The sequence below is a fragment of the Terriglobia bacterium genome (assembly GCA_020072845.1).
GTDB lineage: Bacteria > Acidobacteriota > Terriglobia > Terriglobales > Acidobacteriaceae > JAIQGF01.
This window is the reverse complement of record JAIQGF010000001.1, coordinates 54,692-79,406: the sequence shown is the minus strand read 5'-3', so window position 1 is coordinate 79,406 and position 24,715 is coordinate 54,692. Positions and strand designations below refer to the sequence as shown.

General features: G+C 62.6%; 24 protein-coding genes and 1 tRNA gene. 18 read left to right on the top strand and 7 right to left on the bottom strand.

Features of this window, described 5'->3' with window-relative positions:
• Positions 1-42: 42 nt before the first annotated feature.
• The 12 genes from nusA (at position 43) to LAN70_00365 (ending at position 13,466) form a co-directional block, all read left to right on the top strand.
• Complete coding sequence (gene nusA / locus LAN70_00420) at positions 43-1,626, top strand: transcription termination factor NusA (protein ID MBZ5509610.1); 1,584 nt, start codon at positions 43-45, stop codon at positions 1,624-1,626.
• 158 nt (positions 1,627-1,784) lie between these two features.
• Positions 1,785-4,697 carry a translation initiation factor IF-2 gene (gene infB / locus LAN70_00415; protein MBZ5509609.1) on the top strand — a complete coding sequence of 971 codons (2,913 nt, stop codon included), beginning with the start codon at positions 1,785-1,787 and terminating at the stop codon, positions 4,695-4,697.
• A 68-nt stretch (positions 4,698-4,765) separates the two neighbouring features.
• Positions 4,766-4,990 carry a DUF433 domain-containing protein gene (locus LAN70_00410; GenBank protein ID MBZ5509608.1) on the top strand — a complete coding sequence of 75 codons (225 nt, stop codon included), beginning with the start codon at positions 4,766-4,768 and terminating at the stop codon, positions 4,988-4,990.
• Positions 4,987-5,316 carry a DUF5615 family PIN-like protein gene (locus LAN70_00405; protein MBZ5509607.1) on the top strand — a complete coding sequence of 110 codons (330 nt, stop codon included), beginning with the start codon at positions 4,987-4,989 and terminating at the stop codon, positions 5,314-5,316. Before LAN70_00410 ends, LAN70_00405 begins: the two co-directional genes overlap by 4 nt.
• The gene (locus tag LAN70_00400; GenBank protein MBZ5509606.1) at positions 5,316-5,606 is read left to right on the top strand and encodes a DUF503 domain-containing protein; all 291 of its coding nucleotides are present in this window, start codon (positions 5,316-5,318) and stop codon (positions 5,604-5,606) included. Before LAN70_00405 ends, LAN70_00400 begins: the two co-directional genes overlap by 1 nt.
• Positions 5,607-5,736: 130 nt before the next feature.
• Positions 5,737-6,099, top strand: coding sequence for a 30S ribosome-binding factor RbfA (rbfA, locus tag LAN70_00395; GenBank protein ID MBZ5509605.1), 363 nt, complete (start codon positions 5,737-5,739; stop codon positions 6,097-6,099).
• Between the two features lie 28 nt (positions 6,100-6,127).
• On the top strand, positions 6,128-7,108 hold the full coding sequence (locus tag LAN70_00390) for a bifunctional oligoribonuclease/PAP phosphatase NrnA (GenBank protein ID MBZ5509604.1): 981 nt from the start codon (positions 6,128-6,130) through the stop codon (positions 7,106-7,108).
• Positions 7,109-7,147: 39 nt separating this feature from the next.
• Complete coding sequence (locus tag LAN70_00385) at positions 7,148-9,772, top strand: protein kinase (protein MBZ5509603.1); 2,625 nt, start codon at positions 7,148-7,150, stop codon at positions 9,770-9,772.
• 186 nt (positions 9,773-9,958) lie between these two features.
• The gene (locus LAN70_00380) at positions 9,959-11,635 is read left to right on the top strand and encodes a glycosyltransferase family 39 protein (protein MBZ5509602.1); all 1,677 of its coding nucleotides are present in this window, start codon (positions 9,959-9,961) and stop codon (positions 11,633-11,635) included.
• Positions 11,636-11,804: 169 nt separating this feature from the next.
• A complete protein-coding gene (locus LAN70_00375) occupies positions 11,805-12,770 on the top strand; it encodes a GNAT family N-acetyltransferase (protein MBZ5509601.1) in 966 nt (321 codons plus the stop codon).
• A gap of 119 nt (positions 12,771-12,889) precedes the next feature.
• Positions 12,890-13,171 (top strand): type II toxin-antitoxin system RelE/ParE family toxin, encoded by a 282-nt coding sequence (locus LAN70_00370; GenBank protein MBZ5509600.1) that lies wholly within the window; start codon positions 12,890-12,892, stop codon positions 13,169-13,171.
• 7 nt (positions 13,172-13,178) lie between these two features.
• Entirely contained in the window at positions 13,179-13,466 is a 288-nt protein-coding gene (locus tag LAN70_00365) for a HigA family addiction module antidote protein (GenBank protein ID MBZ5509599.1), read from the top strand.
• Positions 13,467-13,484: 18 nt separating this feature from the next.
• On the opposite strand, the gene LAN70_00360 is transcribed toward LAN70_00365, so the two are convergent.
• From LAN70_00360 to LAN70_00340, 5 genes are all read right to left on the bottom strand, one after another.
• Positions 13,485-13,670, bottom strand: coding sequence for a hypothetical protein (locus tag LAN70_00360; GenBank protein ID MBZ5509598.1), 186 nt, complete (start codon positions 13,668-13,670; stop codon positions 13,485-13,487).
• A complete protein-coding gene (locus LAN70_00355) occupies positions 13,667-14,026 on the bottom strand; it encodes a hypothetical protein (GenBank protein MBZ5509597.1) in 360 nt (119 codons plus the stop codon). Before LAN70_00355 ends, LAN70_00360 begins: the two co-directional genes overlap by 4 nt.
• Positions 14,027-14,085: 59 nt before the next feature.
• Positions 14,086-15,252, bottom strand: coding sequence for a Xaa-Pro peptidase family protein (locus LAN70_00350; GenBank protein MBZ5509596.1), 1,167 nt, complete (start codon positions 15,250-15,252; stop codon positions 14,086-14,088).
• Positions 15,253-15,279: 27 nt separating this feature from the next.
• The gene (locus LAN70_00345) at positions 15,280-15,507 is read right to left on the bottom strand and encodes a hypothetical protein (protein ID MBZ5509595.1); all 228 of its coding nucleotides are present in this window, start codon (positions 15,505-15,507) and stop codon (positions 15,280-15,282) included.
• Positions 15,508-15,849: 342 nt separating this feature from the next.
• On the bottom strand, positions 15,850-16,581 hold the full coding sequence (locus LAN70_00340) for a DNA alkylation repair protein (GenBank protein ID MBZ5509594.1): 732 nt from the start codon (positions 16,579-16,581) through the stop codon (positions 15,850-15,852).
• A gap of 132 nt (positions 16,582-16,713) precedes the next feature.
• Here LAN70_00340 and LAN70_00335 point away from each other — a divergent pair, with 132 nt between their 5' ends.
• From LAN70_00335 to LAN70_00315, 5 genes are all read left to right on the top strand, one after another.
• Entirely contained in the window at positions 16,714-17,979 is a 1,266-nt protein-coding gene (locus LAN70_00335) for a Xaa-Pro peptidase family protein (GenBank protein MBZ5509593.1), read from the top strand.
• A 205-nt stretch (positions 17,980-18,184) separates the two neighbouring features.
• Positions 18,185-19,522 carry an extracellular solute-binding protein gene (locus LAN70_00330; protein ID MBZ5509592.1) on the top strand — a complete coding sequence of 446 codons (1,338 nt, stop codon included), beginning with the start codon at positions 18,185-18,187 and terminating at the stop codon, positions 19,520-19,522.
• Positions 19,523-19,540: 18 nt separating this feature from the next.
• Positions 19,541-20,578 (top strand): ABC transporter ATP-binding protein, encoded by a 1,038-nt coding sequence (locus LAN70_00325; protein ID MBZ5509591.1) that lies wholly within the window; start codon positions 19,541-19,543, stop codon positions 20,576-20,578.
• Between the two features lie 101 nt (positions 20,579-20,679).
• Entirely contained in the window at positions 20,680-21,528 is an 849-nt protein-coding gene (locus LAN70_00320; GenBank protein ID MBZ5509590.1) for a sugar ABC transporter permease, read from the top strand.
• Positions 21,528-22,376 (top strand): carbohydrate ABC transporter permease, encoded by an 849-nt coding sequence (locus LAN70_00315; protein MBZ5509589.1) that lies wholly within the window; start codon positions 21,528-21,530, stop codon positions 22,374-22,376. The genes LAN70_00320 and LAN70_00315 overlap by 1 nt, the downstream gene beginning before the upstream one ends.
• 88 nt (positions 22,377-22,464) lie before the next feature.
• Here the strand turns inward: LAN70_00315 and LAN70_00310 are convergent, their stop codons facing one another.
• Entirely contained in the window at positions 22,465-22,995 is a 531-nt protein-coding gene (locus LAN70_00310) for a hypothetical protein (GenBank protein ID MBZ5509588.1), read from the bottom strand.
• Here LAN70_00310 and LAN70_00305 point away from each other — a divergent pair.
• Positions 22,953-23,039: transfer RNA gene (locus tag LAN70_00305), tRNA-Leu, on the top strand. The genes LAN70_00310 and LAN70_00305 overlap by 43 nt on opposite strands.
• Before the next feature lie 29 nt (positions 23,040-23,068).
• On the opposite strand, the gene LAN70_00300 is transcribed toward LAN70_00305, so the two are convergent.
• On the bottom strand, positions 23,069-24,712 hold the full coding sequence (locus LAN70_00300) for a GAF domain-containing protein (GenBank protein MBZ5509587.1): 1,644 nt from the start codon (positions 24,710-24,712) through the stop codon (positions 23,069-23,071).
• Positions 24,713-24,715 lie beyond the last annotated feature (3 nt).

Here is a 24,715-nt window from a genome sequence, read left to right as displayed (position 1 = left end):
CCGGTGACTGACTAACGACGAACGACCAACGACAGGATTGTTATGGCAAGCGAGCTTTTCAACACCATTGACGCACTCAGCCGTGAGAAGGGCATCGACCCGCAGATTGTGGTCAGCGCGGTGGAAGACGCCATTGTGGTCGCCACCCGCAAGTACTACAAGACGCAGGAAAACTTGCGCGCCGAGCTGGACAAGGACACCGGCCAGATCCGCGCCTTCGTGGTCAAGCAGGTGGTGGAAAGCGCCGCGCAGATCGAAGATGCGACCAACCAGATCACGATTGATGACGCCCGCCGGCTCGATCCCAAAGCCGAGGTCGGCGGCGAGTTGCGCATTCCCAAAGCCACCGACGTGCTGGGCCGCATTGCCGCCCAACTGGCCAAACAAGTTATCTTCCAAAAAGTGCGCGAGGCCGAGCGCGACACGGTTTACAACGAGTACATCGGCCGCGTGAACGAGGTCGTCAACGCCACCGTCAAGCGCGTCGAAGGGCCGGACCTCATCTTTGATATCGGTAAAGCCGAAGCCCGCATGCCGCGCAAGGAGCAGTCGCGGCTGGAATCGTTCGCTCCCGGCGAGCGCGTCCGCGCCGTCATCACCCGCGTGGAAAAGGCCGCCAAGGGCCCGCAGGTGATCGTCTCGCGCGCCGCGCCCGACCTGGTGCAGCACCTTTTCCAGACCGAGGTGCCGGAAATCTACGACGGCACCGTGGTCATCCGCGCCATTGCGCGCGAAGCCGGCGAGCGCACCAAGATTGCGGTGATGTCGAAGGACAAGGACGTGGACGCCGTCGGCGCCTGCGTGGGCATGAAGGGCATGCGCGTGCAGTCCATCATTCGCGAGCTGCGCGGCGAGAAGATTGACATCATCGAGTACCACGAAGACGCGGTCACCTTCGCCGAAAAGGCCTTGCAGCCCGCCAAGGTCAGCCGCGTTACCGTGCTCGATACCGGCGAGAAGCACCTGGAAGTCATTGTGGACGACAGCCAGCTCTCGCTCGCCATCGGCAAGAAGGGGCAGAACGTTCGCCTGGCCGCCAAGCTGCTCGGCTGGAAGATTGATATCAAGAGCGAGGAAGAGAAGCGCCAGGAGGTCGAGCAGCAGATGTCGGCGCTGGTCGGAGCCCAGGCCACGCCGCTGTCGGTGGTGCCTGATCTCGGCGAGGGCCTGCTGGAGAAGCTGACGGCCGCCGGCGTTTCCACCGTCGAGCAGTTGGCCGACATGACGCCGGAGCAGCTCGAGGCCATTCCCGGCATCGGGCCCAAGACAGTGGAAAAAATCAGCATTGCGGTCAATAATTATTTTTCCAGCCTGGAAACCGGAGAGGTTCCGTCGGCCGCGCCCGATTTAGAAGCGTCTGACGAGCTCCCTGTCCCGGGCGAGCAGGGCGCCATGCCGCCGGACGATGTCGGCCCCGATGCCGGCGGTGAGGCAGGCGATACCGAGGGCTTGGCGCAGGATTCTGCCGCGTCACCGCAGAGCGCGAGCGAGTTGGTGGAAGAAGGCCAGGACCTGGAAGCGGGAACCGTCAGCGTGGTGGAGAACGTTCCTCCTGCCGGCGAGGCGGAAGTCACGACGCACGATCAGCAGCCTGACGCAGAGAATGTTCCCAAGGATGAGCAGTGACAGCGCCGTTCGTTGCTAGCCGTTCGTCGTTCGCAATTTCGCGCGATGAGAAATTTGCTGACGGCCAACGGCCAACGACTGACGACGAACAACCAAATTCAAACCGTGAGGTAGCTATGAGGACATAGCGCGGCGCACGGAGGAAAAAACAAGCTCGGATGGTAGACACCTCTAAGATTCGAATCAACGACCTGGCCAGGGAACTGGAAGTCAAGAGCAAGGCGATTCTCGATGTTCTGCCGAAGGTTGGCGTCACCGAAAAGAAAACGCATTCCAGTTCCATCTCCGTCGAAGAAGCGGAAAAAGTGCGCCAGCACTTTGAAGCGGAGAACAACGGGCAGGGCGGTGCGGCGCGTGCCGCACGCGCGCGGCCGGACGACATCAAGACCAAGGTTGATCTCTCGCACATCTCCAAGCCCGGCGATGTTCTGAAGGCGCTGCAGCAAAAAGCGCACCCCGCCGCCCCGGCTGCGCCGCGTCCCACGGCGGTTCCGCCGCGCGCTCCCGAGATTGCGAAGCCTGCCATCCAGACCCCGGCCGCCAAAGCGCCGGTCGCAGTGCCTCCGCCGCCGAAGCCGGCCGCGCCGCCCGAGCCGGTGGCGGCGCCGCCGCGTTTGGTGAAGCCTGCCGAGGCCCCGGTGCGCCCGGTCTACCGCGCTCCGGAACCGCCGCCGGCGGCGGAACCGGAGCCTGAGGTTGAAATTCCGGAAGTCATCTCCGAGCCCATCTTTGCCGAAGTAGAAAGGCCCGCTGCCTCTGTGTCCACGCCACCCGTAAGCGCTCCTCCAGTTGCGCCGCCTGTCGCCCAGGCTCCGCCGATGCACGTTGCGCCGCCACAAGCCGCGCACCCGAAGCCGCCGGCTGCACCGCCGCGGCGTGTCATCGTTCCGCAGACCGGCCCGCGCCCGGTTTACACCGCGCCGCCGCAGGCCGACCGGCCCGCGGCCAGCACTCCGCGCCCTGCGCCCGGCCGCCCGGTGCCCGGTCAACCGATTTTCCAGCGTCCGCGTCCCGCCGCGCCGGGATCGCGTCCGCCGCTGCGTCCGGGCGAACGCCGCCCGATGCATCCCACGCGCCAGTCTCCTACCGGTGCGCGTCCCCTGGGCGTTGGCCCGGGTGCTCCCGCCGCGCCGCCGAGCGGACGTCCCGCGGGACGTCCCGCGCCCTCGCGCCGTCCCGGTCAGCGCTACGTTCCTCGCGGGGTGAAGGAAGGCCCGATGAAGGGCTTCGTGCCTCCGCCGCGGCTGACGATTTCCAACGAGCCGCTGCCCATCACGCGCGAGATCACGATCACCGAAGGCATCAGCGTGAAGGACCTGGCGGAGAAGCTCGGCATTCGCGCCAAGGACCTGATCACGCGCCTGCTCGCGCGCGGCGTCTTCGCCACCGTGAACCAGACGCTGGACGCCAACCTGGCCGGCGACATGGCCCGGCAGTTCGGCGCCGACACCAACATCATCACCTTCGAGCAGCAGGCCGCCGCCGAGGTTGCGCAGGCCGAAGCCGCCACCGCCGACCAGGGCAGCGTCGGCGCCGTGCCGCGTTCCCCGGTGGTCACCATCATGGGCCACGTGGACCATGGCAAGACTACGCTGCTGGATTCCATCCGCCACGCCAATGTCGCCGAAGGCGAGGCCGGCGGCATCACTCAGCACATCGGCGCCTACAAGGTCACCATCACCGACACCAACTCGCCTGCGTATGGCCGCCAGATCGTGTTCATCGACACGCCCGGCCACGAGGCCTTCACCCGCATGCGCGCCCGCGGCGCCAAGGTCACCGATATTGTCGTGCTGGTGGTCGCCGCCGATGACGGCGTCATGCCCCAGACGCTGGAGGCCATTGACCACGCCAAGGCCGCCGAAGTGCCCATCATCGTGGCGGTCAACAAGATCGATAAGCCCGACGCCTTGCCCGAGCGCGTCAAGAAGCAACTGGCGGATCGCGGCCTGATGCCGGAAGACTGGGGCGGCACCACGGTTTTCGTGGACGTCTCCGCCAAGCAGAAGAAGAACCTGAATCTGCTGATGGAGATGATCTGCCTGGTCGCCGACCTGCAGGAACTGAAGGCCAATCCCGAGCGTTCCGCCACCGGCACGGTGATGGAGGCCAAGCTCGACCGCGGCCGCGGCAGCGTGGCCACCGTGCTGGTCGCCGACGGTACGCTGCGCACCGGCGACAACTTTGTCGTCGGCAACACCTTTGGCAAGGTCCGCGCCATGTTCGACGATCGGGCGAACGCGCTCGAGGAAGCGCCGCCTTCGACGCCGGTCGAACTGCTCGGCTTGGAAGGCCTGCCGCAGGCGGGCGACCAGTTCGTGGTGGTCGCCGATCGCGAAAAAGCCCGCGGCATCTCCGAGTACCGCGAGCAGAAGGCGCGCGAAGCCGCGCTGGCCAAGAGCTCGCGCGTCTCGCTGGAAGGACTGGCCGAGCAGCTCAAGACCGCCGGCATCAAGGACCTCAACGTCATCCTCAAGGCCGACGTGCAGGGCTCCGTCGAAGTCCTGAGCGACCTGCTCGCCAAGCAGTCCACCGACCTGGTGAAGGTGAAGCTTCTGCACAGCGGCGTCGGCGCCATCACCGAAACCGACGTGCTGCTGGCCTCGGCGTCGAACGCCATCATCATCGGCTTCAGCGTCCGGCCGGAACGCAAGGCCTCGGAAATCGCCGAGCAGGAGAAGGTGGACATCCGCCTGCACTCCATCATCTACGAGCTGCAGGACGAAATCCGCAAGGCCATCACCGGCATGCTGGAGCCGGTCATCAAGGAGACCTACCATGGGCGCGCCGAGGTGCGCGACACCTTCCGCATCCCGAAGGTCGGCACGGTCGCCGGATGCTTCGTGCAGGACGGCATCATCAAGCGCGATTCCGAGGTCCGGCTGCTGCGCGACAACGTGGTCGTCTTCAAGGGCAAGATTTCCTCGCTGCGCCGCTTCAAGGAAGACGCCTCCGAGGTGCATAACGGCCTGGAATGCGGCATCGCCATCCAGAATTACGGCGACGTCAAAGTCGGCGACGTCATCGAGGCCTTTGTCACCGAGCGCGTGGCCGCGGAGATGACGGCGTAGTTCGACGGAAGGCTTACGACTCGGGAATGTCTCTTGTTTCGCGCTGTCGGCTGGAGTAAGTTTTGCTCGTGGATTGGCGTCAGTACATTACGGTGGAGCCCGACAAAATGGGTGGCAAACCGTGTATCCGCGGGATGCGATTCACGGTTTACGACGTGCTCGACTACCTTGCTTCCGGAATGACCGTCGACCAGATCTTGGCCGATTTCCCGTACCTGACTAAAGATGACATCCAGGCTGCGCTTGCGTATATCGCCGACATGATTCGCGGCACGGCCCATCTGCCAGCGTGAAGCTCCTTTACGATCAGAACCTCTCGCCTGTCCTGGTACGTCGATTGCAGGATCTGTTTCCTGGAAGTGAGCACGTGTTTGAACTCGGCATGGGCGCGGCAGGGGATCAGGCCATCGCCGCCTACGCAAAGCAGAATGGCTTTGCGGTGGTGACCAAAGACTCTGATTTCCTCTTTCATGCTCATGGCAGGATGCAGGCAAAGGTGATTTGGCTCCGCCTGCAAAACTGCAGCACGGCGCAGGTACATGATGTTCTGCGTCGTCACGCAATTCGTATTCAGAGTTTCTGGGACGATACGGACGCGACCCTGCTCACGATCATGTGATGGCGATAGCGTTCCTTACTATCGAACTTCGCATCGAAGCGGCGCACTCCCTTAAGGACAAGCGCCAGGTGCTGCGCAGCCTGAAAGACCGCCTGCGCGCCAGCTTCAACGTGTCGGTGGCGGAACTTGACGCGGCCGATCTTTGGCAGCGAGCGACCGTGGGTGTGGTAAGTATTTCCGGCTCGCGCGATTACCTGCGCGGCCTGATGGAAAAAGTGGAGCGCTCGGCCACCAGAATTGCCAATAATGCCGGAGCGGAAATCACCGATTCCTTCATCGAATACTTCTAGCACTTGGCAGTTTGCTTGGCGGCCAAGTGCGAACGGCTGATTGGCACGGTGGAGACGTGCACATAAGGCTGGGGCCCCTCGCAATCCCGGTCTGGCTAATTGCTAATTGCTAAAAGCTAATAGCTGTCTTATGGAACACCGCAACGCACAACATCATTACGATCGCCTCGGCGAGACCCTGCGCGAGGAGATCTCCGCCATGATCGAGGGCGAGCTCACCGACCCCCGTATCGGACTGGCCACGGTCACCGACGTCAGGATGTCGCCCGACGGCAAGTCCGCCCACGTCTCCGTCAACGTAGCGGGCGACGACCAAGAGGCGGAGCAGACCCTGGAGGGCTTGGAGGCCGCCCGTAACTATATCCGGCACGAGCTTTTGGACCGATTAAGGATTCGTCATGCGCCCGATCTGTTTTTTCATCTGGACAGGTCGCAACAGTTGGAGACTAGAATTGACGAGTTACTCCGGCGACTAAAGAAGCGGAGCAGGTAACCCGCCGGGATTCAGGACGATTCGGCCCGTGGGAGAGACGCTCAACGCGATTCTGGCGGAGATCGGACGGCGAGACCGCTTTGTCCTCACCTCCCATGCGCGCCCCGACGGCGATGCCATCGGCTCCGTGCTCGCCTGCTGCGAGATCCTCCGCCGCATGGGCAAGCAGGCGGAAGTCGTGCTCAACGGCGCCGTGCCGCACATCTACCGCCCGCTTCCTTTCGCCGATTCCGTCATCAACGCGCAGGCCATCAATGGCCACTACGAAGCCGCGATCGTGCTGGAGTGCGACAGCATCCAGCGCGCCAACCTGGAAGGACTGGAAAAACAGTTTCTCATCAACATTGATCACCACGTCAGCGGGCAGCCGTTTGCGCACGTCAACTGGATCGATCCCAGCGCCTGCTCCACCGCCGAGTTGATTTACCGGCTGGCGCGCGCCGCCAATGTGCCCATCTGCCCCAACGTCGCCACCTGCCTCTACACCGCCGTCCTCACCGACACCGGCGCGTTCTGCTACGTCGGCACCAGCGAACGGACCTTTGCCCTGGCGCAGGAGCTGGTGCGCGCCGGCGCCGATCCCGCGCGCATCGCGCAGAGTATTTATTTTTCCGTGCCCACGTCGAAGATTCGCCTGCTCGGCGCCGCGCTTTCCGGCCTGCATCGCGATGGCGACCTGGCATGGATGGCCGTCAATCGCGAACAAATGGAGCGCTGCGGTGCGATTGACGAAGATTGTGAAGGGCTGGTGAATTACGCCCTCGGAATCGAAGGCGTGGAGGTCGCGGTTTTCTTCCGCGAACTGGCCGACCGGCGCTGGCGCGTCAGCCTGCGCAGCAAAGGCGCGGTGGATGTCTCGCACGTCGCCGCCCGCTTCGGCGGCGGAGGCCACTTCTGCGCCAGCGGCTGCGCTCTCGACGGCCCCGTCTCCGTCGCCGCCGAACGCATCCTCGCCCAACTTCGACTCCAGCGCAAGTCCCACGAATCGAGCTCGCGCGCAACGCATTAGTCGTGTTGCTATAGAATGCGTCGCATCCGGGTACAAGAAATGGGCCTGTCTCCTGGAACGCGCCTCGGTCCCTACGAAATCGTCGCCGCGGTGGGCGCCGGCGGCATGGGCGAGGTGTACCGCGCGCGCGACGCCCGTCTCGGCCGCGATGTCGCCGTGAAAGTGCTTCCAGAGTCCTTGGCGCGCGACACTGACCGCCTGCGGCGCTTCGAACAGGAAGCGCGCGCGGTGGCGGCGCTGAACCATCCCAACATCCTGGCCGTGTTTGACGTCGGCAGTCACGATGGCTCGCCGTACCTCGTATCCGAATTGCTGGACGGGGAGACGCTGCGCGATCGGTTGCTCGGCGGTCCGGTGCCGGCGCGCAAGGCAGTGGAGTTGCTGGCGCAGGTGGCGGAAGGGCTGGCGGCGGCGCACGAAAAGGGCGTGATACACCGCGATCTGAAGCCGGAGAACATCTTCATCACGCGCGACTCGCGAGTGAAGATCCTGGACTTCGGACTGGCGAAACTGATACCGGCGCAGGCGGGCGCAGCGGCGGGAGCAGGACCCGCCTCGGCCGCCACGACACAAACCACGCCCGGCGTGATGGTGGGAACCGTTGGCTACATGTCACCGGAGCAGATTCGTCTGGAGGCTGTCGACTTCCGATCCGACATCTTCAGTTTTGGCGCGGTGCTCTACGAAGTCCTGTCCGGGAAGCGCGCGTTCAAAGGCACCACGAGTGTCGAAACCATGAACGCGATCCTCAAGGACGACCCGCCGGCGCCTGCCGAGCCAGCCTTAAGCGTGCCTCCGGCCTTGGATAGCATTTTGCGGCGCTGTCTGGAGAAACCGCCGGAGCGCCGGTTTCAGTCGGCAAAGGACATTACGTTTGCCCTGGAAGCAGTGAGTGTGTCGAGCGTGTCGCTCCCCCAACCGGCTGTGCCGGCACGCCGGGCGTCCTTCGTCATCTTTGCCGCTGCCATACTGGTTGCGGTACTAGCAATCGGCTGGTTCGCGATCGGAAGTCGCGGAGCGCGCGAACCGGCCACTTTCCGGCAAATCACGTTCCGGCGTGGATCGCTCCAGGCTGCCCGGTTTGCCTCCGACGCCACCAGCATCCTCTACAGTGCGCAATGGGAAGGTGACCCTCCGCAGATTCAAACCAGCCGTATCGGCGACAGCGAATTCCGCTCCCTGGGGCTGCCTGCGGGAACGATTGCCGCCGTATCTTCCCAGGGCGGCATCGCCATGCTGCTCGGTTGCGAGCCATTCTTTGTCTCCGATTGCGGGGGCACGCTGGCCCAAGTGCCGCCGGGAGGAGGAGCGCCACGCGCGCTGCTGGAGCATGTCCACTATGCCGATTGGTCCCCCGCCGGCAACAGCCTCGCGGTCGTAGTGCAGGACCCCAACGGGCGCAACCGGATCGAGTACCCGATTGGGCGAGTCCTGTTCGAAACTTCGGGCTGGATCACCACGCCACGCGTCTCTTCCGATGGTAAGCGGGTTGCCTTTGCTTACCACGACGTGGCCAACGATGATCGCGGCAAGGTTGCAGTGGTGGACAGCGAGGGACATGTCCAGTATCTGACGGGCGAACTTGCCAGCGTGGAGGGACTGGCATGGTCGCCGTCCGGGAATGAGGTCTGGTTCGCCGCATCTGCCGAAATTGACAAGAGTGCCTGGTCCGACACCGTGTACGCCGTCAATCTCAAGGGCGAGGTACGCGCGGTCGCTCGTTTTCCGGGAATCGTTCGCTTACACGACGTCGCATCCGACGGTCGTGTTCTGCTTTCGCGTGAAGTGTGGCGCAATCAGCTTATCGGGTACTTCCCCGGCGACGCCGCTGAGCATCCGTACTCGTGGCTCGATTGGTCCGTGAGCATGGGAAGCAGCTTGTCTCATGATGGACGCTTGCTGTTGTTCAGCGAAGCAGGAGCCTCTGCAACGGACGAATTCGCACCCTACCTGCGGCCGACCGATGGTTCCCCTCCTGTCCGGCTTGGCAAAGGCGCTGCCATTGCGCTTTCGCCGGACGGGAAATGGGCGGCAGTCAATGATCTGACGTCCAACACGTTGTCTCTGGTGCCGACGGGTGCCGGTCGCGCCCGGCAACTGGAATCCGGCCCCATCCAGCAGTATGACTTTCCCGGTTGGTGGTCAGGCGACGGAAAGACACTGAGTTTCGTCGCTCGAGAACACGGCCGAGGCATGTGTGTCTATTCCCAGCTTGCGTCGGGTGGGCTGCCACGCCAACGCACCCCTGAAATGCAGTTCATCGGCATGTTGCGTCCGCATTTTGCGTTGTCATCGGATGCAAGTCTCGTGGCAGTGATTCCGGCTGGCGCGTCGAAGATCCACCTGTTCGACAGCAATGGGAAAGACCTGGGCGAGGTGCAGGGAAGTAGCGAGGACGACGTGCCTGCTGCGTTTGCCGGCGACGGCCGTTTGATCGTTGGCCCGCGCCACGGACGCTGGCCGCTCCAGTTCTTTGCGCTCGATCCGAGGACTGGTAAACGCGCCTTGTGGAGGCGGTTTGCCCCGCTCGACCGTGCCGGCCTCAGGGCTGACTGGAACCTAAGCGTAACTCCGGAGCTGAACTACTACGCCTACTCATTTACGCAGGCAACTTCAGAACTGTATGTCATGGAGTCGCCGGTGGGGCACGGCTCCACGCGGTAGCTCAATTTCCATCGCTAATGTCTGTATGCTAGTTGCACCGCTTTCACCCGCTCCAAGTTTGTCACCAATTGCTGCCAGTGCCCGATTCCGCTATTTGCATGCATTCCGGTGCGCACGCATCGGCGCTACTGCCACGCATGCGTAAAATGGGGGCGTGAGTAAGTTTGTGATTCAGGCAGGGAGCATGTGACCGATACGGCCTCTCCTGCCGCCCGCGCCCAAGCCGCCGCCTGGACCGAACTGGTGACGCTGGCGGGCTTCTGCGCCTACCTCTTCTACTTCGGGTTGGGAAGTTTCGGGCTGGTCGGCGCCGATGAGCCACGGTATGCGCAGATCGCGCGCGAGATGCTCGCCCGCAACGACTGGATCACGCCCACGCTCAACAGCCTGCCGTGGCTGGAAAAACCGGCGCTGTATTACTGGTGCGCCATGGTTTCCTACAAACTCTTCGGGGTGAGCGACTGGGCGGCGCGCGTGCCCTCCGCCGTGTTTGCCACCGCGATGATCGCGGCTATGTACGGCTTCGTGCGGCGTTTCCAGGCCGGCATGCAGCTCGATGCCGCGCTGATCGCCGCTTCGTCTGCGGCCGTCATTGGATTTGGCCGCGGCGCGTCCACCGACATTCCGCTGGCGGCGACGCTTACCCTGGGACTGCTCGCGTGGTACGCCTGGCGGGAGACCGGACGCAAACCGTGGCTGGCTATTTTCTATTTCATGGTTGCGCTGGGCACGCTGGCAAAAGGTCCGGTCGCGCCGGTGCTGGCGGGCGCGATCATCGTTGTGTTTGCGTTCGTGTGGCCCGGGTCTTCGACCCGGGGACGCGGGTCAGAAACCCGCGCCACACAGGTAATCGCGCAAACACTGTGGATTCCGGGCGTGTTGTTGTTTTTCGCCGTCGCGCTGCCTTGGTATGTCGCAGTGCAAATGAAGACGCACCAGTTTTTCCAGGTGTTCATCCTGCAGCACAACCTGGAGCGCTTCGGGACCAACCTGTATAGCCACCAGCAGCCCTACTGGTATTACGTACCGGTTTTCCTGCTCGGCGCGCTGCCGTGGACGGTGTACGTACTGGCGGCAATTGTGGCAGCGCTGCGCGGCACGACCGGAAATCAGGCAGCGCCGGAACCTGGCGACCGGCAATGGCGCGCGTTCCTGCTGCTGTGGATCGCGGCGCCGCTGGTGGTGTTCACGATTTCGCACTCGAAACTGCCGGGTTACATTCTGCCTTCCGTCCCACCGTGCGCGCTGCTGCTTGCCGATTGGATGAGAACGCGCCGGGGCGAGCGCGCGGCTGCGCCGTTGGCCATTTTTCATTCGCTGGCGTGCGGGCTGCTGCTCGGAGGAGCGCTGCTGGCGCCCTACTTCATCGTGCGCCTGCATCCGCCGGCGCAGGCGACCACCATCGCCGCCGTTGCCGCCGCGGTGATCGCCGTCGCCATGCTGGCCAGTTTGCGCTGGCAGGGCCTGCGCGTGCTGCGCTTTGTCACGCTGGTGCCGGTGGTGCTGGGGCTGGCATTCGTGCTGCGAGTGAGCGCGCCGGCCATTGACCGCACCCAATCGGCGCGGCCGGTGGCGCTTGAGCTGGCGCGGCTGGATACGCGCGGCGCGCAGCTTTCCGCGTTCAACGTCACCCGCGAGCTGGAGTATGGCCTGGATTTTTACCGCAACCAGCCGCTGTTGCGCTACGAGCGCGGCGAGGTGCCTGCGGGCGACCACCTGCTGATCGCGCGCACCGGCTCGGAAGCGCAACTCGAGACGCTGCTCGCGCCGCGGCGGCTGTCGCATGTGGGCGGGTTTGCGCCCCAGCACCTCGAGTTTTATTGGGTTTCGTCCGGTTCCGGCCATCAGCACCATGTACCGTAACAGTTGTGAGTTGTGTGTTTTGAGTTGTGAGCAAAAGCGGTACGGCTCAAAACCCACAACTCAGAACTCACAACTCGCATTGCTTCAGTCGTGCCCCGCGTCTAGACTTCCACGTTGCATCAATCCGCGGTGGGCGTGGCCGGCATCGCACGCGGTATTGGACTTGAGCGTGGAGATTCTCGATCTCAGGCATTTTTCGTCGTCGGACCTGCGTCCGCTGCTGGACGAAGAGGCACAGCTTTGGTCCAAGCTGCTGGCGTGGGACTACAGCGGTTCGGCGGAGATGATCCTGCGCTACATTGACGCGCGCATCCTGCCCGGCTACGCGGCGCTGGAGAAAGGCCGCATCTGCGGGTACTCGTTCTTCGTCTACGAGGGCAGCAAGGGAGTCATCGGCGATCTGTTTGTGGAAGGCGACGGCGTGCGCTACGCCAGTCCGATTGAGCACCCGGTGGAAACGCGGCTGCTGACGCACGTCATCGAGACGCTGCAGCAGTCTCCGGGCATTCACCGCATCGAGGCGCAACTGCTGGTGCATCCCACGGGCGCGGTGGCGCGGCCGTTCCTGGAAGACGGCTTCCATCGCCATCCGCGCTTGTTCATGGTGCTGCCGTTGGCGTCGAGCGCAACAAACGGGCAGGACAGGCTGCTTTCTGTCCCCGAGGGAATTGATATCCGGCGTTGGAGCGAGCAGGACTACCAGGCGGCGGCGGCGGTGATCACGGCGGCCTACCGCGGGCACATCGATTCCGAGATCAACGACCAGTACCGCACCATCGCCGGATCGCTGCGCTTCCTGAACAATATCGTGCGATTTCCCGGCTGCGGGCAGTTCGACGGCGGCTCCTCCTTTATCGCCTATCACCGCCCTTCGCGAACCGCGGTCGGATTGATCCTGTGTTCGCGGGTGAAGAACGACGTCGGACACATCACGCAGGTGTGCGTCCTTCCCGAGCACCGGGGCAAGGGAATCGGCGAGGCGCTGCTGGCGGCGAACCTGCAGGACCTGAAGCGCCGGCGATTTTCCATGCTGTCGCTGACGGTCACGGAAGCGAACAAATCGGCGGTGGAGTTGTATAAGCGGCTGGGCTACCACATCGAGCGGGTGTTTGACGCGTTCGTGTGGGAAGGCTAAGAGTATTGGCAATTTGCGATTGGCGATTGAAAAGTGCGGAAGTCCGGTCGCTACGCCACGTTGTCGGCAAATACTAATGCTTGACATTACTACTGCATAGCATTAGTATAATCTTCTCGATGATCAAGAGCTTCGCGGAGCCCGACGCGCGGAGGCTGTGGGAGTACGGCACCAGTCGCCGCCTTCCTGCCTCGTTGCGCCGTTCGGCATTCAAGAAGCTGGCAATTCTGAACGCTGCCGTCGCACTGGAAAACCTGCGCGTACCGCCGGGAAACCGACTCGAGGCACTGAAGGGAGACCGCGCCGGCCAATACAGCATTCGGATTAACGACCGATATCGCGTCTGTTTCCTGTGGCGAGACGGCCATGCATACGATGTCGAAATAGTTGATTACCACTGAGGAGCAAATGTCTCAAAAGGTATTTGCGGTACATCCCGGAGAGATCCTGAAGACGGAATTCATGGATCCGATGAACATCACCGCGTATCGGCTGGCCAAGGAACTCGATTTCCCGGGGACGTATGACATTGTTCGGGGGAAGCGTGCCATCACCGCCGATACGGCATTGCGCCTGGGCAAGTACTTTGGCCTGCCGGCGCAGTTCTGGATGAATTTGCAGACGGATTACGATCTGCGGCTCGCACAGAGGTCCACGAACCTGGCGAAAATCAGGCCGCATAAGGACGCCGCATAGATTCGGATAGACGAAGGATTAGTGTCGCAGCAGCCACATGGCCCAGCCGGCGCCGATCACGCCCACAATAAATAACGTGAAGCAATAGGCGCCGTAGCGCACCATGTCGCGCGGGGTGTTGCGTTGCGTGATGCCGAAGACCACCGAAGCGAACACGGCAAACAGCAGCGCGGCGGTGAAGTGCGACAAGTGCAGGGGACTCATGGTTTCTTCCCGATGGCGATGTGGTAGGCGTCCACGGCGCTGATGATGTTGAGCAGCCCGGCGACGATCAGGTACTTAGTGCCGTAGTCGGCGGTGGCGCGTGCAATGTTGCCGGTGCCGGCATCGAGCGCCTTGCTGACAATGTAGAGCGCGCCCGCGCCGATGTCGCCAATGAATCCGAGGACGTCGAGGATGTCGCCGGTGTTGGGCGAGTAGAGCTTGCCTTCCATCAGCAGGCCGAGCGCGAACATGGCGACCACCGAAACCATCAACAGCAGGCCGCGCGTCCAGCGTTTCTGCAGCAGGTGACCGGCGCCGGGAATCAGCCATCCCACCGCCGGGGCCACCACGGCCATGACGGCGTTGGGTTCGGCTACCGTTGCGGCGCGCTCGATAGTGGGCTTGCTCGCGGCCATCAGATGATCACCAACTCGCGCTGCACTTTCCCGGTGACCTCGGCGGCGTCCTTCCGCACCATCACATTCACCTCGCTGCGCACGCCGAATTCGGGCAGGTAAATTCCGGGTTCCACGGAGAAGCAGGTATTGGGCAGGATCTGCCGCTCGTCGTGGATTTCCAGATTATCCATGTTGGCGCCGTTGCCGTGGACTTCGGTGGCAATGGAATGACCGGTGCGATGGATGAAATATTTCCCGTAGCCGGCGGTTTCAATCACGTCGCGCGTCGCCTTGTCCACTTCCCAGCCGGCGATCTTCTGTCCGGCGGAAATGGCGGCCTTCACTTTTTCCACGCCCGCATCGCGCGCTTGTTTCACCACCTCAAAAACTTCGCGCTGCTTCTGCGACGGCGCCTTGCCGACGAAGCCCATCCAAGTGATGTCGTAGTAGACGGCGCCGGGCTTGTTCTGCTTCGCCCAGACGTCGAGCAGCACCAGGTCGCCCTCGCGGATCGGCGAATGATGCTCGGCGGACGGGCCGTAATGCGGGTTGCTGGCGTTGGCGTTGGCGGCGACGATGGGCAGGTCGTCGGTGACCAGGTCCTCGCGCTGGAACGACTCGGCGAAAAATTTCTGGATGTCGAACTCGTTGGTGCCGCCGCTGCGCACGCGGCGCCCGATTTCCTGGAAAGCGGCGGCCGTGATGGCGTCCACCTTCTTGCCGGCGGCGAAGTGGGATTCGATCTGTTCGTCGAGCAACGTGGCCTCGAAGCGCGAGACCAGGTCGGCGGAGCTGACGATGTTCTTGCCGAAGCTGCGCACCAGTTCGACCGTGCCGGCGTCCACCAGCGAGATCGTGAAAACGATGTTATTGGGCGAATACTGCATGGCGACGTTGCGGTACGGCGCCAGCATGGACTTGAGATTTTCGAACAGCTCCTGCCAGCCCGAGTACTCGCGCTTGGTGCCGGGCAGGGTGTCGAGATGGCCGGCCTCGATGCGATGCACCAGCTTGCGCGGCTCGCCCTCGGCGGGCACAACGTAATACCAGCGCCGGGTGACCATCAGGTGCTCGGGAACTCCGAGCACGCGATAGGCAATGGCGTCGCGGTGGTGGTGGTCGTAAAACAGCCACGCATCGATCTTCTGCTCGCGCAGGGCGGCCTGAATAGCGGAGAGGTTCATGGGCAAAAATCTATTGTATCGGACGCATTACGATTTCTGCGAATCCTGCACTTGACGCTCCAGGCGGCGGACCGAATCGTCTGTTTCGCGCAGGATTCCCGAGGATTCGACCGCGCCGAGTTGCTGCTCGAAGGCTGGCACGAACAGCGGCCGGTGTTCGAACATCATGCGCTTGAGCGCTTCGAGGTGCAGCTTGAGTTCGCGGATTTGTTTTTGTTGGACAAGGAGAAGTTGGTAGATCGCAGATTCATTCATAGGGTTTGTTGATCAGCCCGGATTCTCTATCCGCCGTCCCCTTCGAGTGCGCTCAGGGCAGGCTCTGCGGGACTCTGAACATTTTTCGAACAGCATCCCCGGCACTTACGAGTCTGTGTGAGAACTGTGTCGCGCCGCTGGCGCTCGACAATTTTATTCCACTTTCCCCAGCGCTGCCGCGCTGGGCTAACGAATACCGCCGCTCCGCGGCTGGATTATGGGTGCGTTCGGACAAGTATGCTTCCCGGAAGTGAGTTCTCACACAGACTCTTACATGCCGGGCTGGTTTCCAGCGCCCCTTCGGGGCTCTATTCTCGCTACGACCTGAAAGTTCGCTACGACCTACAAGTCAGCAGCCGCTTTTGCCAGCACCTTGGCTCGCGTTTCCGCCGGCAATGTTTCGCAAGCGGTGCGGAGGACCAGCCGCGGCGCGCGCGCGCGCAGTTTCATCAGCAGTTTGACCGCGTTAGCGGCGTCGGCCTTGGCGTACTCGCGCAACAGCCACCCGAGACCTTTCTGCACCATATCATCGGCGTCGTTCAGCAGCATTTCCGACAACCGGGCAATCTCGCTGCGAAACATCCGCCGGCGGGCGCCCCGGATGAGCGCCACGGCCGAGGCGCGGCGGCGCCAGCGGTTGCGCGAGCGCGCCCAGACGAAGGCGAAGCGCACCCGCGATGGTTCGTCCACGAGCATGGGACTGATCAGGTAGTACACGAGTGCGTCGTGGTCCGCCCAGCTCGAGACGCGGTCGAGCCACTGCTCGAACAGGCGGAATTGTCTCGGGCCGAAGTCGTGCACGGATTTTTCCAGCAGCATCACCGCCATGTTTTTTTCTTCCAGCACGCGGCCGCGAAAGAGCTGGTCGGCAACGGAAACCAGGTAATCGAGCCCGTGTTCGTTCAGCAGCACGCGGTGGAAGCGGTACGCAACCTTGCGCAGCTCGGCGGTGTACCAGCCGCGAGAGGCGACCTTCTCCTTGAAAAATCGCTGTACCTCTTCCGAGTGCGGCGCCGAAGCTCCGTTCTTGATGACGCGACGGACGTGGTCGGCCATGTAGGCAGGAGGTTTCATCCTGCTCATCATAATAAATGGGTTGTTGAGCGGTTGTGTTCTGCTCAACCGCTCCTATACATTGCCCCCATGGTTTCTCGCCGCGAAGTTCTGAGGTTGGGTGCAGTCGCCGCAGGAACATCTTTCCTGCCGTTGACCGCCGGTAGTGAGCCGACCGCCGCGCAGCCGGCGTCCATCCAGGCGCTCAAGTCGATGCGCGACCAGGCTCGCCCGATCACGGCTGGCGAGCGCGGGCAGCGCATCGCGCGGGCGCGTGGGTTGATGGCGGCGAACAGCATGGACGCCATCCTCATGATCGGCGGCAGTTCGCTCATGTACTTCGCCAATGTCAGTTGGTGGAACAGCGAGCGGCTGGGTGCGCTCATCCTCCCGGTCAAGGGCGAACCGTTCTTCGTTGTGCCGGCATTTGAAGAGGATCGCTTGCGCGAGCAACTGGCAGGCGGACCGCTCGATCCGAAGCAACATCGCTTTGACAATCCACAGCTAGCTAAGTGGCCTTTTGACGTCAAGGCCGCCGACGTACGCACCTGGCAGGAAGACGAAGACCCGTACCGGCTGGTCGCGCAAGGACTGAAGGACCGCGGCCTCTCGGTGGGCACGCTGGGCACGGAAGAACGGGTGACATTCGCGTTCAGCAACGGCGTGGCGCAGGCAGCGCCGGCGCTGAAGATGGTGAGCGCGACTCCGGTCACCGCCGGCTGCCGCGGAGTGAAATCGGCGCACGAACTGGAGCTGATGAAGCTGGCCAACCAGGCGACCTGGCTGGTGTATCGCGCCGTCTATCAGGCGATGCGGCCGGGCATGACGCAGCACGATGTCGGTGCGCTGATTACCGCCGCGTACGGCAATGTCGGCTTCCGCGGAGGCGCCAGCGTGCAGGTGGGCGAATACACTGCGCTGCCGCATGGCTCGCGCACGCCGCAGGTCATCCACGAAGGCATGCCGATCATGATTGACGACGGATGCACGGTGGAGGGCTACAACTCCGACATCACGCGCACCTTCGTCCTCGGCAAGGCGACCGACAAGCAAAAGCACGTTTTCGAAATCGTGCAGCGGGCGCAGAAGGCAGCACTAGATGCGGCGCGGCCGGGCGTGGCGTGCGAAGCCGTGGACGCGGCCGCGCGCAAGGTCATCACCGACGCCGGATACGGCCCCGGGTACAAGTTTTTCGGGCACCGGTTGGGCCACGGCATCGGCATGGACGGCCACGAATGGCCGTACCTGGTGCATGGCAACGCCCTTCCGCTGGCGCCGGGCATGACGTTCAGCGACGAGCCGGGCATCTACATTCGCGGCGAATTCGGCGTTCGGCTGGAAGACGATATCTACGTCACCAACAATGGCGCGGAGATGTTCACCACCCCCAGCCCGTCCATCGAGCACCCGTTCGGCTGAACGAGTCTTCGGTCGTCAGTCTTCAGTCGTTAGCAAGTCGGAAACAAGAAGTGACCCGCGCATTGGCAAACTGGCCACTAGCCGCTACCTTTTGACCCATCGCCTCACGATGAGTATTATGGCCGCGCCGAATTTCGTCGCTCGTGGGGGCACGTTACCGGTCCTGGGGTTCACCGCTGGTTTCCCTTTCAAGGAGGAATTACGTATGGCGAAAAAGCGCAGTGGAAGCTTCACCCGAAGGGATTTCCTTAAGACCACCGGCGCCGCCGCCGTGGTGGCGGGAGCGGGTCCATATTTTCTGTTTCCGGAAAGAGCGCAAGCGCAGCAGAAGACGCTGAAGATTGCGCAGTGGAGCCATTTCGTTCCCGATTACGACAAATGGTTCGATAGCGAGTACACCAAAGCCTGGGGACAGAAGCACAACACCAATGTGATCGTGGATCACATCAACCTCACCGAGATCAACGCTCGTGCCGCCGCCGAAGTATCCGCCCAGAAGGGACACGACCTGTTCATGTTCCTCTCGCCTCCGGCGGCCTACGAGCAGCAGACTGTGGATATGACGCACGTGTACCAGGAGGTCGAGAAGAAGCACGGCAAGAAGATCGACCTGGCGCACAAGTCCACTTTCAACCCGAAGACGAAGAAGTATTTTGCCTTTTCCGACTCCTACGTTCCCGATCCCGGCAACTGGTACAAGGAATGGTGGGCGGAGGCGGGCTATCCCAACGGTCCCGATACCTACGACGACCTGCGCACGGGCGCGAAGAAGATTCGCGACAAGCGCGGCAACCCCTGCGGGTTGGGCCTGGCGCAGGAGCTCGACACCAGCATGGCGATGCGGGCCATCTTGTGGTCCTTCGGCGGCGCCGAGCAGGATGAGCAGGGCAACGTGACCATCAACTCCAAGGCGACCATCGAGGCGCTCAAGTACATGAAGGCGCTCTACCAGGAGTCGGAGACGCCGGAGGTCTTCACCTGGGACCCGTCGTCCAATAACCGCGCAATGCTGGCGGGGAAGACGTCCTATGTCGCCAATGCCATCTCGATCACGCGGCAGGCGGAGCGGGAACACAGTCCCATTTCCAGCCACATCATGGTCTCGAAGGCGTTGAAGGGCCCGGCCAAGCGGCTTGCCGCCGAGCACGTGATGGACTGCTACGTGGTGTGGAATTTCGCCGACAACAAGGAAGGTGCGCAGCAGTTCCTGATTGATTACATTGACAACTTCAAGCAGGGCTTCGAGGCGGGCAAGTGGTACAACTTCCCCTGCTTCCCGTCGACCGTGCCCGACATCAAGAAGATCGTGCAGAACGATCCCGCGGCCGATCCGCCCAACAAGTATGCCGTGCTGGCCGACGTGCTAGACTGGGCCACCAACGTGGGCTACCCGGGGTATGCCACAGCCGCTATTGATGAGGCTTTCAAGACTTGGGTGATTCCCACCATGTTCGCCAAAGTCGCTCGCGGCGATGAAACTCCCGAAAACGCCGCTAAGGCGGCCGAGCAGGAGTACAAGCGTATCTTCGCACGTTGGAAATAACGTCGACTTGAGGGATCGATGGCCGTTGTCGAAACCAGAAAACTAAGCAAGGTCTTCAAAGAGGGTGAACTCGGCGCAGTGAACGATGTGAATCTGGAAACTCGCGAAGGCGAGTTTCTGGTCTTCCTCGGTCCATCGGGATCGGGGAAGACCACGCTGTTGCGCATGATCGCCGGCCTGGAAAATCCCACGGCCGGCGAGATTCGCATTGGGGGACAGGTGGTGACCCACCTCACCCCGCGCGAGCGCGGCATCGCCATGGTTTTCCAGAGCTACGCGCTCTATCCCCACCTTTCCGTGTACAACAACATCGCCTTCCCGCTGAAGGCGCAAAAAGTTCCCAAACAACTGCACAAGCAGAAAGTCGAGTGGGCCTCGTCGCTGCTGGGAATCGGCGCACTCTTGCAGCGCAAGCCGCGCGAACTGTCGGGCGGCGAGCGGCAGCGTGTCGCACTGGCGCGCGCCATCGTGCGCGAACCCTCGGTCTTCCTGCTGGACGAGCCGCTTTCCAATCTCGACGCCAAGCTGCGCGCCAGCGCCCGCGAGGAGCTGGAGCTGTTTCACAAGCGCGTGGGAACAACCACCATCTACGTCACCCACGACCAAGTGGAAGCGATGGCGATGGGCGACCGCGTCATGGTGCTGCACAAAGGCTACATGCGCCAGCTCGGCACGCCGCGCGAGGTCTACGACACCCCGGCCGACACCTTCGTCGCGACCTTTTTGGGTTCGCCGCCCATGAACCTGCTGGAGAATGGCGACTACATCGTCGGTTTCCGCCCCGAGCATCTCCTGCCCATCGAGCTGGCGCCGAATCCGGCGATCACGTTCCGGCTGAAGGTCAAGGTCACCGAGTACCTGGGCGCGGAGTGGATCCTCTACGCCAGCGTGACCGGCGGAAAGTTTGACGGCAAGGAAGTGATCTCGCGCCTCGCGTCCGCCGCGTCGTTTAAACCCGATCAGGTCTACGACTTCGGCGTGCGCGACGCCGACCTGCACTTCTTCGATCGCCAGTCCGAGAAGCGTACCCAACCCAAGGTGCTGGAATGGCAGTGAGCAAGGCCCCGTCCGAGACGGTGGGCGTGGACGAAGGGATTCCGGTCGCGATTCCCTGGCACCGCACCCCGGAAAACCGCGCCAAGCTGCTGGGTGTGGCCATGTTCTCTCCCGCGATCGTCTTCATCGCCGTGCTCATCGGTGGTCCCTTCATCCTGGCGTTTGTCTATGCCTTCACCGACGTCAGGGTCGGCAGCATCGAGTCGCACTGGGTGGGGCTGGAAAATTTCCGCAGCATCCTGCAGAGCCCCAGCTTCAGGAAGGCGCTGATGAATTCGTTCATCTTCACCATCATCTCCCAGGTGCTGGTGATCGTCGGCTCGACCATCCTGTCGGTGGCGCTGAAGGAAAAATTCCACGGCCGCGGGTTTGTGCGCTTCCTGATCCTGCTGCCCTGGGTGGCGCCGATCTCGCTGGGCGCGATCGGCTGGAAGTGGATTCTGGATTCGCTGTATAGCGTCATCAACTGGGTGCTGGTCGCGCTGCATTTTTACAAGCCATACTCCGCGCCCATGTGGCTCGGCGAGCCGTATCTGGCGATGGCGTCGGTCATCCTGGTGCACTCCTGGCGCCTGCTGCCGTTTTCCACCGTCATCATGCTGGCCGGTTTGACCGCCATTCCCAAGGACATCCCCGAGGCCGCGCAGGTGGATGGCGCCGGTTTCTGGCGCACCCTGTTCCAAATCACCATTCCCATGATGCTGCCCATCATCATGGTGGCGGTGCTGTTCGGCATCATCTTCACCTTTACCGACATGACCGTGGTGTACGTGCTGACCGCCGGCGGGCCCTACGATTCCACCCAGGTGCTGCCGTCGCTGGCCTTCTTCACCGGCATTCTCGCCGGCGACCTCTCCCAGGGTGCGGCCATCTCGCTGTTCCTGGTGCCGATCATGGTGGCGGTGACCTACGTGATGTTGCGTCTGGCGTACAAATCGGAGGTGGCGTGATGCAGCGCGGCGCCGCTCGCCCCGCCGGCCACATCATCGCGCGCTGGGCTGTCCTGGTGGTGTTTGCCGTTCTTTTGGCGTTCCCGTTCTACTGGATGTTCATCACCACGTTCAAGCAGACTGCGGACCTGTACACGCTGCAAAACAATCCCTTCAAGTTCAACATGGCGCCGACGCTGGAGCACCTGAAGCTGCTGTTCGGCCAGACCAAGTACATGGTCTGGGTGACGAACACGGTGATCGTCGGTGCGATCGTGGTCGCAATCACGCTGGTGCTGGCGCTGCCGGCCGCCTACGCCCTGACCCGGCTGACTGGGCGCTGGGGCCAGAGGATCGGCGTCGCCATCTTCCTTACCTACCTGGTGCCGCCAACGCTGCTGTTCATCCCGCTCTCGCGCGTGGTCGCCATCCTCGGCTTGCAGGACACCATCTGGTCGGTGGTGCTGGTGTACCCGACATTCACCGTGCCGTTTTCCATCTGGCTGCTGATGGGATTTTTCAAATCCATCCCGCGCGAACTGGAAGATGCCGCCATGGTGGATGGCCTCTCGCGGCTGGGAGCATTCTTCAAGCTGGTGGTGCCGATTTCGCTTTCCGGCATCCTGACCGTCGTGATCTTTACCTTCACGCTGGTCACGCAGGAATTCGTCTATGCGCTGACGTTTATCTCCACCGAGCGAAGCCAGATGTTGAGCGTCGGCGTCCCCACCTTCCTGGTGCGTGGCGACGTGTACTACTGGGGCTCGCTGATGGCCGCCTGCCTGATTGCCAGCGTGCCCATCGCCATCCTGTACAACCTCTTCCTCGACCGCTTTATCGCCGGATTTACCGTGGGCGCGGTGAAGTAGCCCTGCCGGGCGGGGGGGGCGCGGTACGATTCCGTGTTTTCGTCTTTAGCCTGAAGCCTGAAGCCTGAAGCCTGAAGCCCGAAACCCGCTATTTTGACTGGGACTTCAGGACTTCGCGGATCTCGCGATTGATGCGCGCCGCATCCCGCGCCGCGTTGTCAATCAATTCCAGCCATTTCTTGTTGGTGTCGTCGAGTTTGGCCTGCGCCAGCAGGTAAGAAGCTTGCATGATGGTCTCAATGGAATTGCTCAGATCGTGGGCGAGCGAGCGCAGCTTGCTATTGTTTTCCGGAGACATCTTCGTTGGTTCCATACGCGTCTGCGGCAGCATTCTACTCTCCTGCCTTGCCACAACCGGGCCCCAGGTCACTGATGCCACCTCCTGTTGGAATCCCTTTCCGGGATTAACGTTGTTTGCCGGCCATTTCTTTTCGTTCGCCAGCGGCCATCGACCAGAGCCTGTCCCGAGCGCAGTCGAGGGGACCATCGACAACTGACCGGTTTGCATGCCGCCATTCACGTCTGTAAAATACATAGCGGTGTAGCCTTCGCGGCGCCGTTCGGCAGCCGCGCCACGCCGAAGTGGCGGAATTGGCAGACGCGCATGGTTCAGGTCCATGTACCCGCAAGGGTGTGGGGGTTCGAGTCCCTTCTTCGGCACCAAGAATTCTAAGCCCTGTGTAGCCTGGCGGTTACGCAGGGCTTTTCCTCGTAGCGCGTTTGTAGCGCGGTAAAACTGGTGAGAATGGTCTCGGTTCCAGGCGCGCTTTCAGTAGCCTGCTCAAGGGGGCGATAACGATCTTCAAGGGCCGGATCGGCGCTGGAATCCGCTTCTGCGTGAGTGCGATTGCCGGCAGGGCGACTGCCGGCGCTGTGATTGCGGGGGTCATGGTTTGCGCGCCGGTGGCCTTGTCCGCAGCGTGCAGTTCCACTAAGAGAAGGAACGGCGGCGCTTCCGACATCAAGTACGTGTACTCGCATGCGCGATTCAGATCAATGACCACGCGCGCCGCGTCTTCAGATTTCTGTGTCACCCGCAGGCGATTCACCAGCCGGTCGCCGACCGGGATAATCTTGGCGTGCAGGGCGTCGATTACTTCAGGAGCTATGCGGGTTTCGGCAAGATCGAAATAAATGCGGTCGGGGTTGGCCAGTTGCTCTGCCTTCACTTTCACCGGACCGCTCAACTCGATGGCAATGCTGGTGAAGTCCGGCCGCGAGTTGTACTTCACTCCCTGGAGGATGGCGGGGCCGATGGCGACTGTCTGCGGTAGCGGCGATGCGGACACGGCGATTGTGGGCGCCGGTTCGGCTGCCACGATTGAGCGCGGCGCCAGGGCGGGCGGTCTCAGCAAGCCGTGCTGATGTCCGATGAGGACGCCCGTGACGCAACTGACCGACAGAGTTGAGATCACCAGCCACGGACGAAACTGGCTGCGAGGTTGTGGCCGCCGCACAGCCACGGGCCCTGGCTCGCTTCGCGCCAGCTTGCTAGTGACCGCAACATCCCGGCGAATTTTCTGCGGAGCTGGCGTCGGCGCAGTCTTCGCCGTGGCTAACGTGGTGGCTGACGGCGCAACTTCGCAAGCGGCTGCGACCGGCTCACGCGGTGGCGGTGGACCGACGACATCACGGACGCGAATTGCGTCTGCCACCACACAGGCCAGCAATTCAAGGGCGCGACTCTCGCTGCTTCCAAATCGCGCGGGCGAAGCGGAAAATACTTCGACAATCCCAATTGATTGTTGATCCTGCTCGACCGGCACCACGAGGATAGAACGGATGCCAGCGACGCTACACGCTGTCTCGTTGACGCGCGGATCGTTCTTGGTGTCCTCGCAGTACAGAACCTCGCGGGTGCAGAACGATTGGCCGGTAAAGCTCGAGCGAAGGATTACGCACGTGCCAAGGGGGGGCGCCTTCAGACCGGCACGCCCCCGGCAGACCACGCGGTTATCCTGGAGCAGGGCCACCGCTGCCGCATCCGCCCGGGTCAACGCGCGGGCATGATGCGCGACTGACGCCAAGACTTCGTCCATTTCAAGTTCGAGGTCGGCGGCCTGCCGCTGCAACGATACCAAGGCGGAGAATAGTTGTGCCGCCCCCGCGGGCGTGAGTTCCGTGCTCAGCGGCTGCCAGTGCTGGCCCAGCAGGTATGCGGTTGCCAGGACGGCCTGCAGGCGAAGCATTCCCTCATGACCGGTCTCATCAAGATCAGCAACCGATGCGGCGGCGGCGTGGATCGGCTTGCGGTCTACAGCAGCACGCGGCATTTCGGGCACGGCCGCACGGCGCTCCTCTTCTGCTTGCCTCAGCAATTCGTAGATTTTGCTCATTCA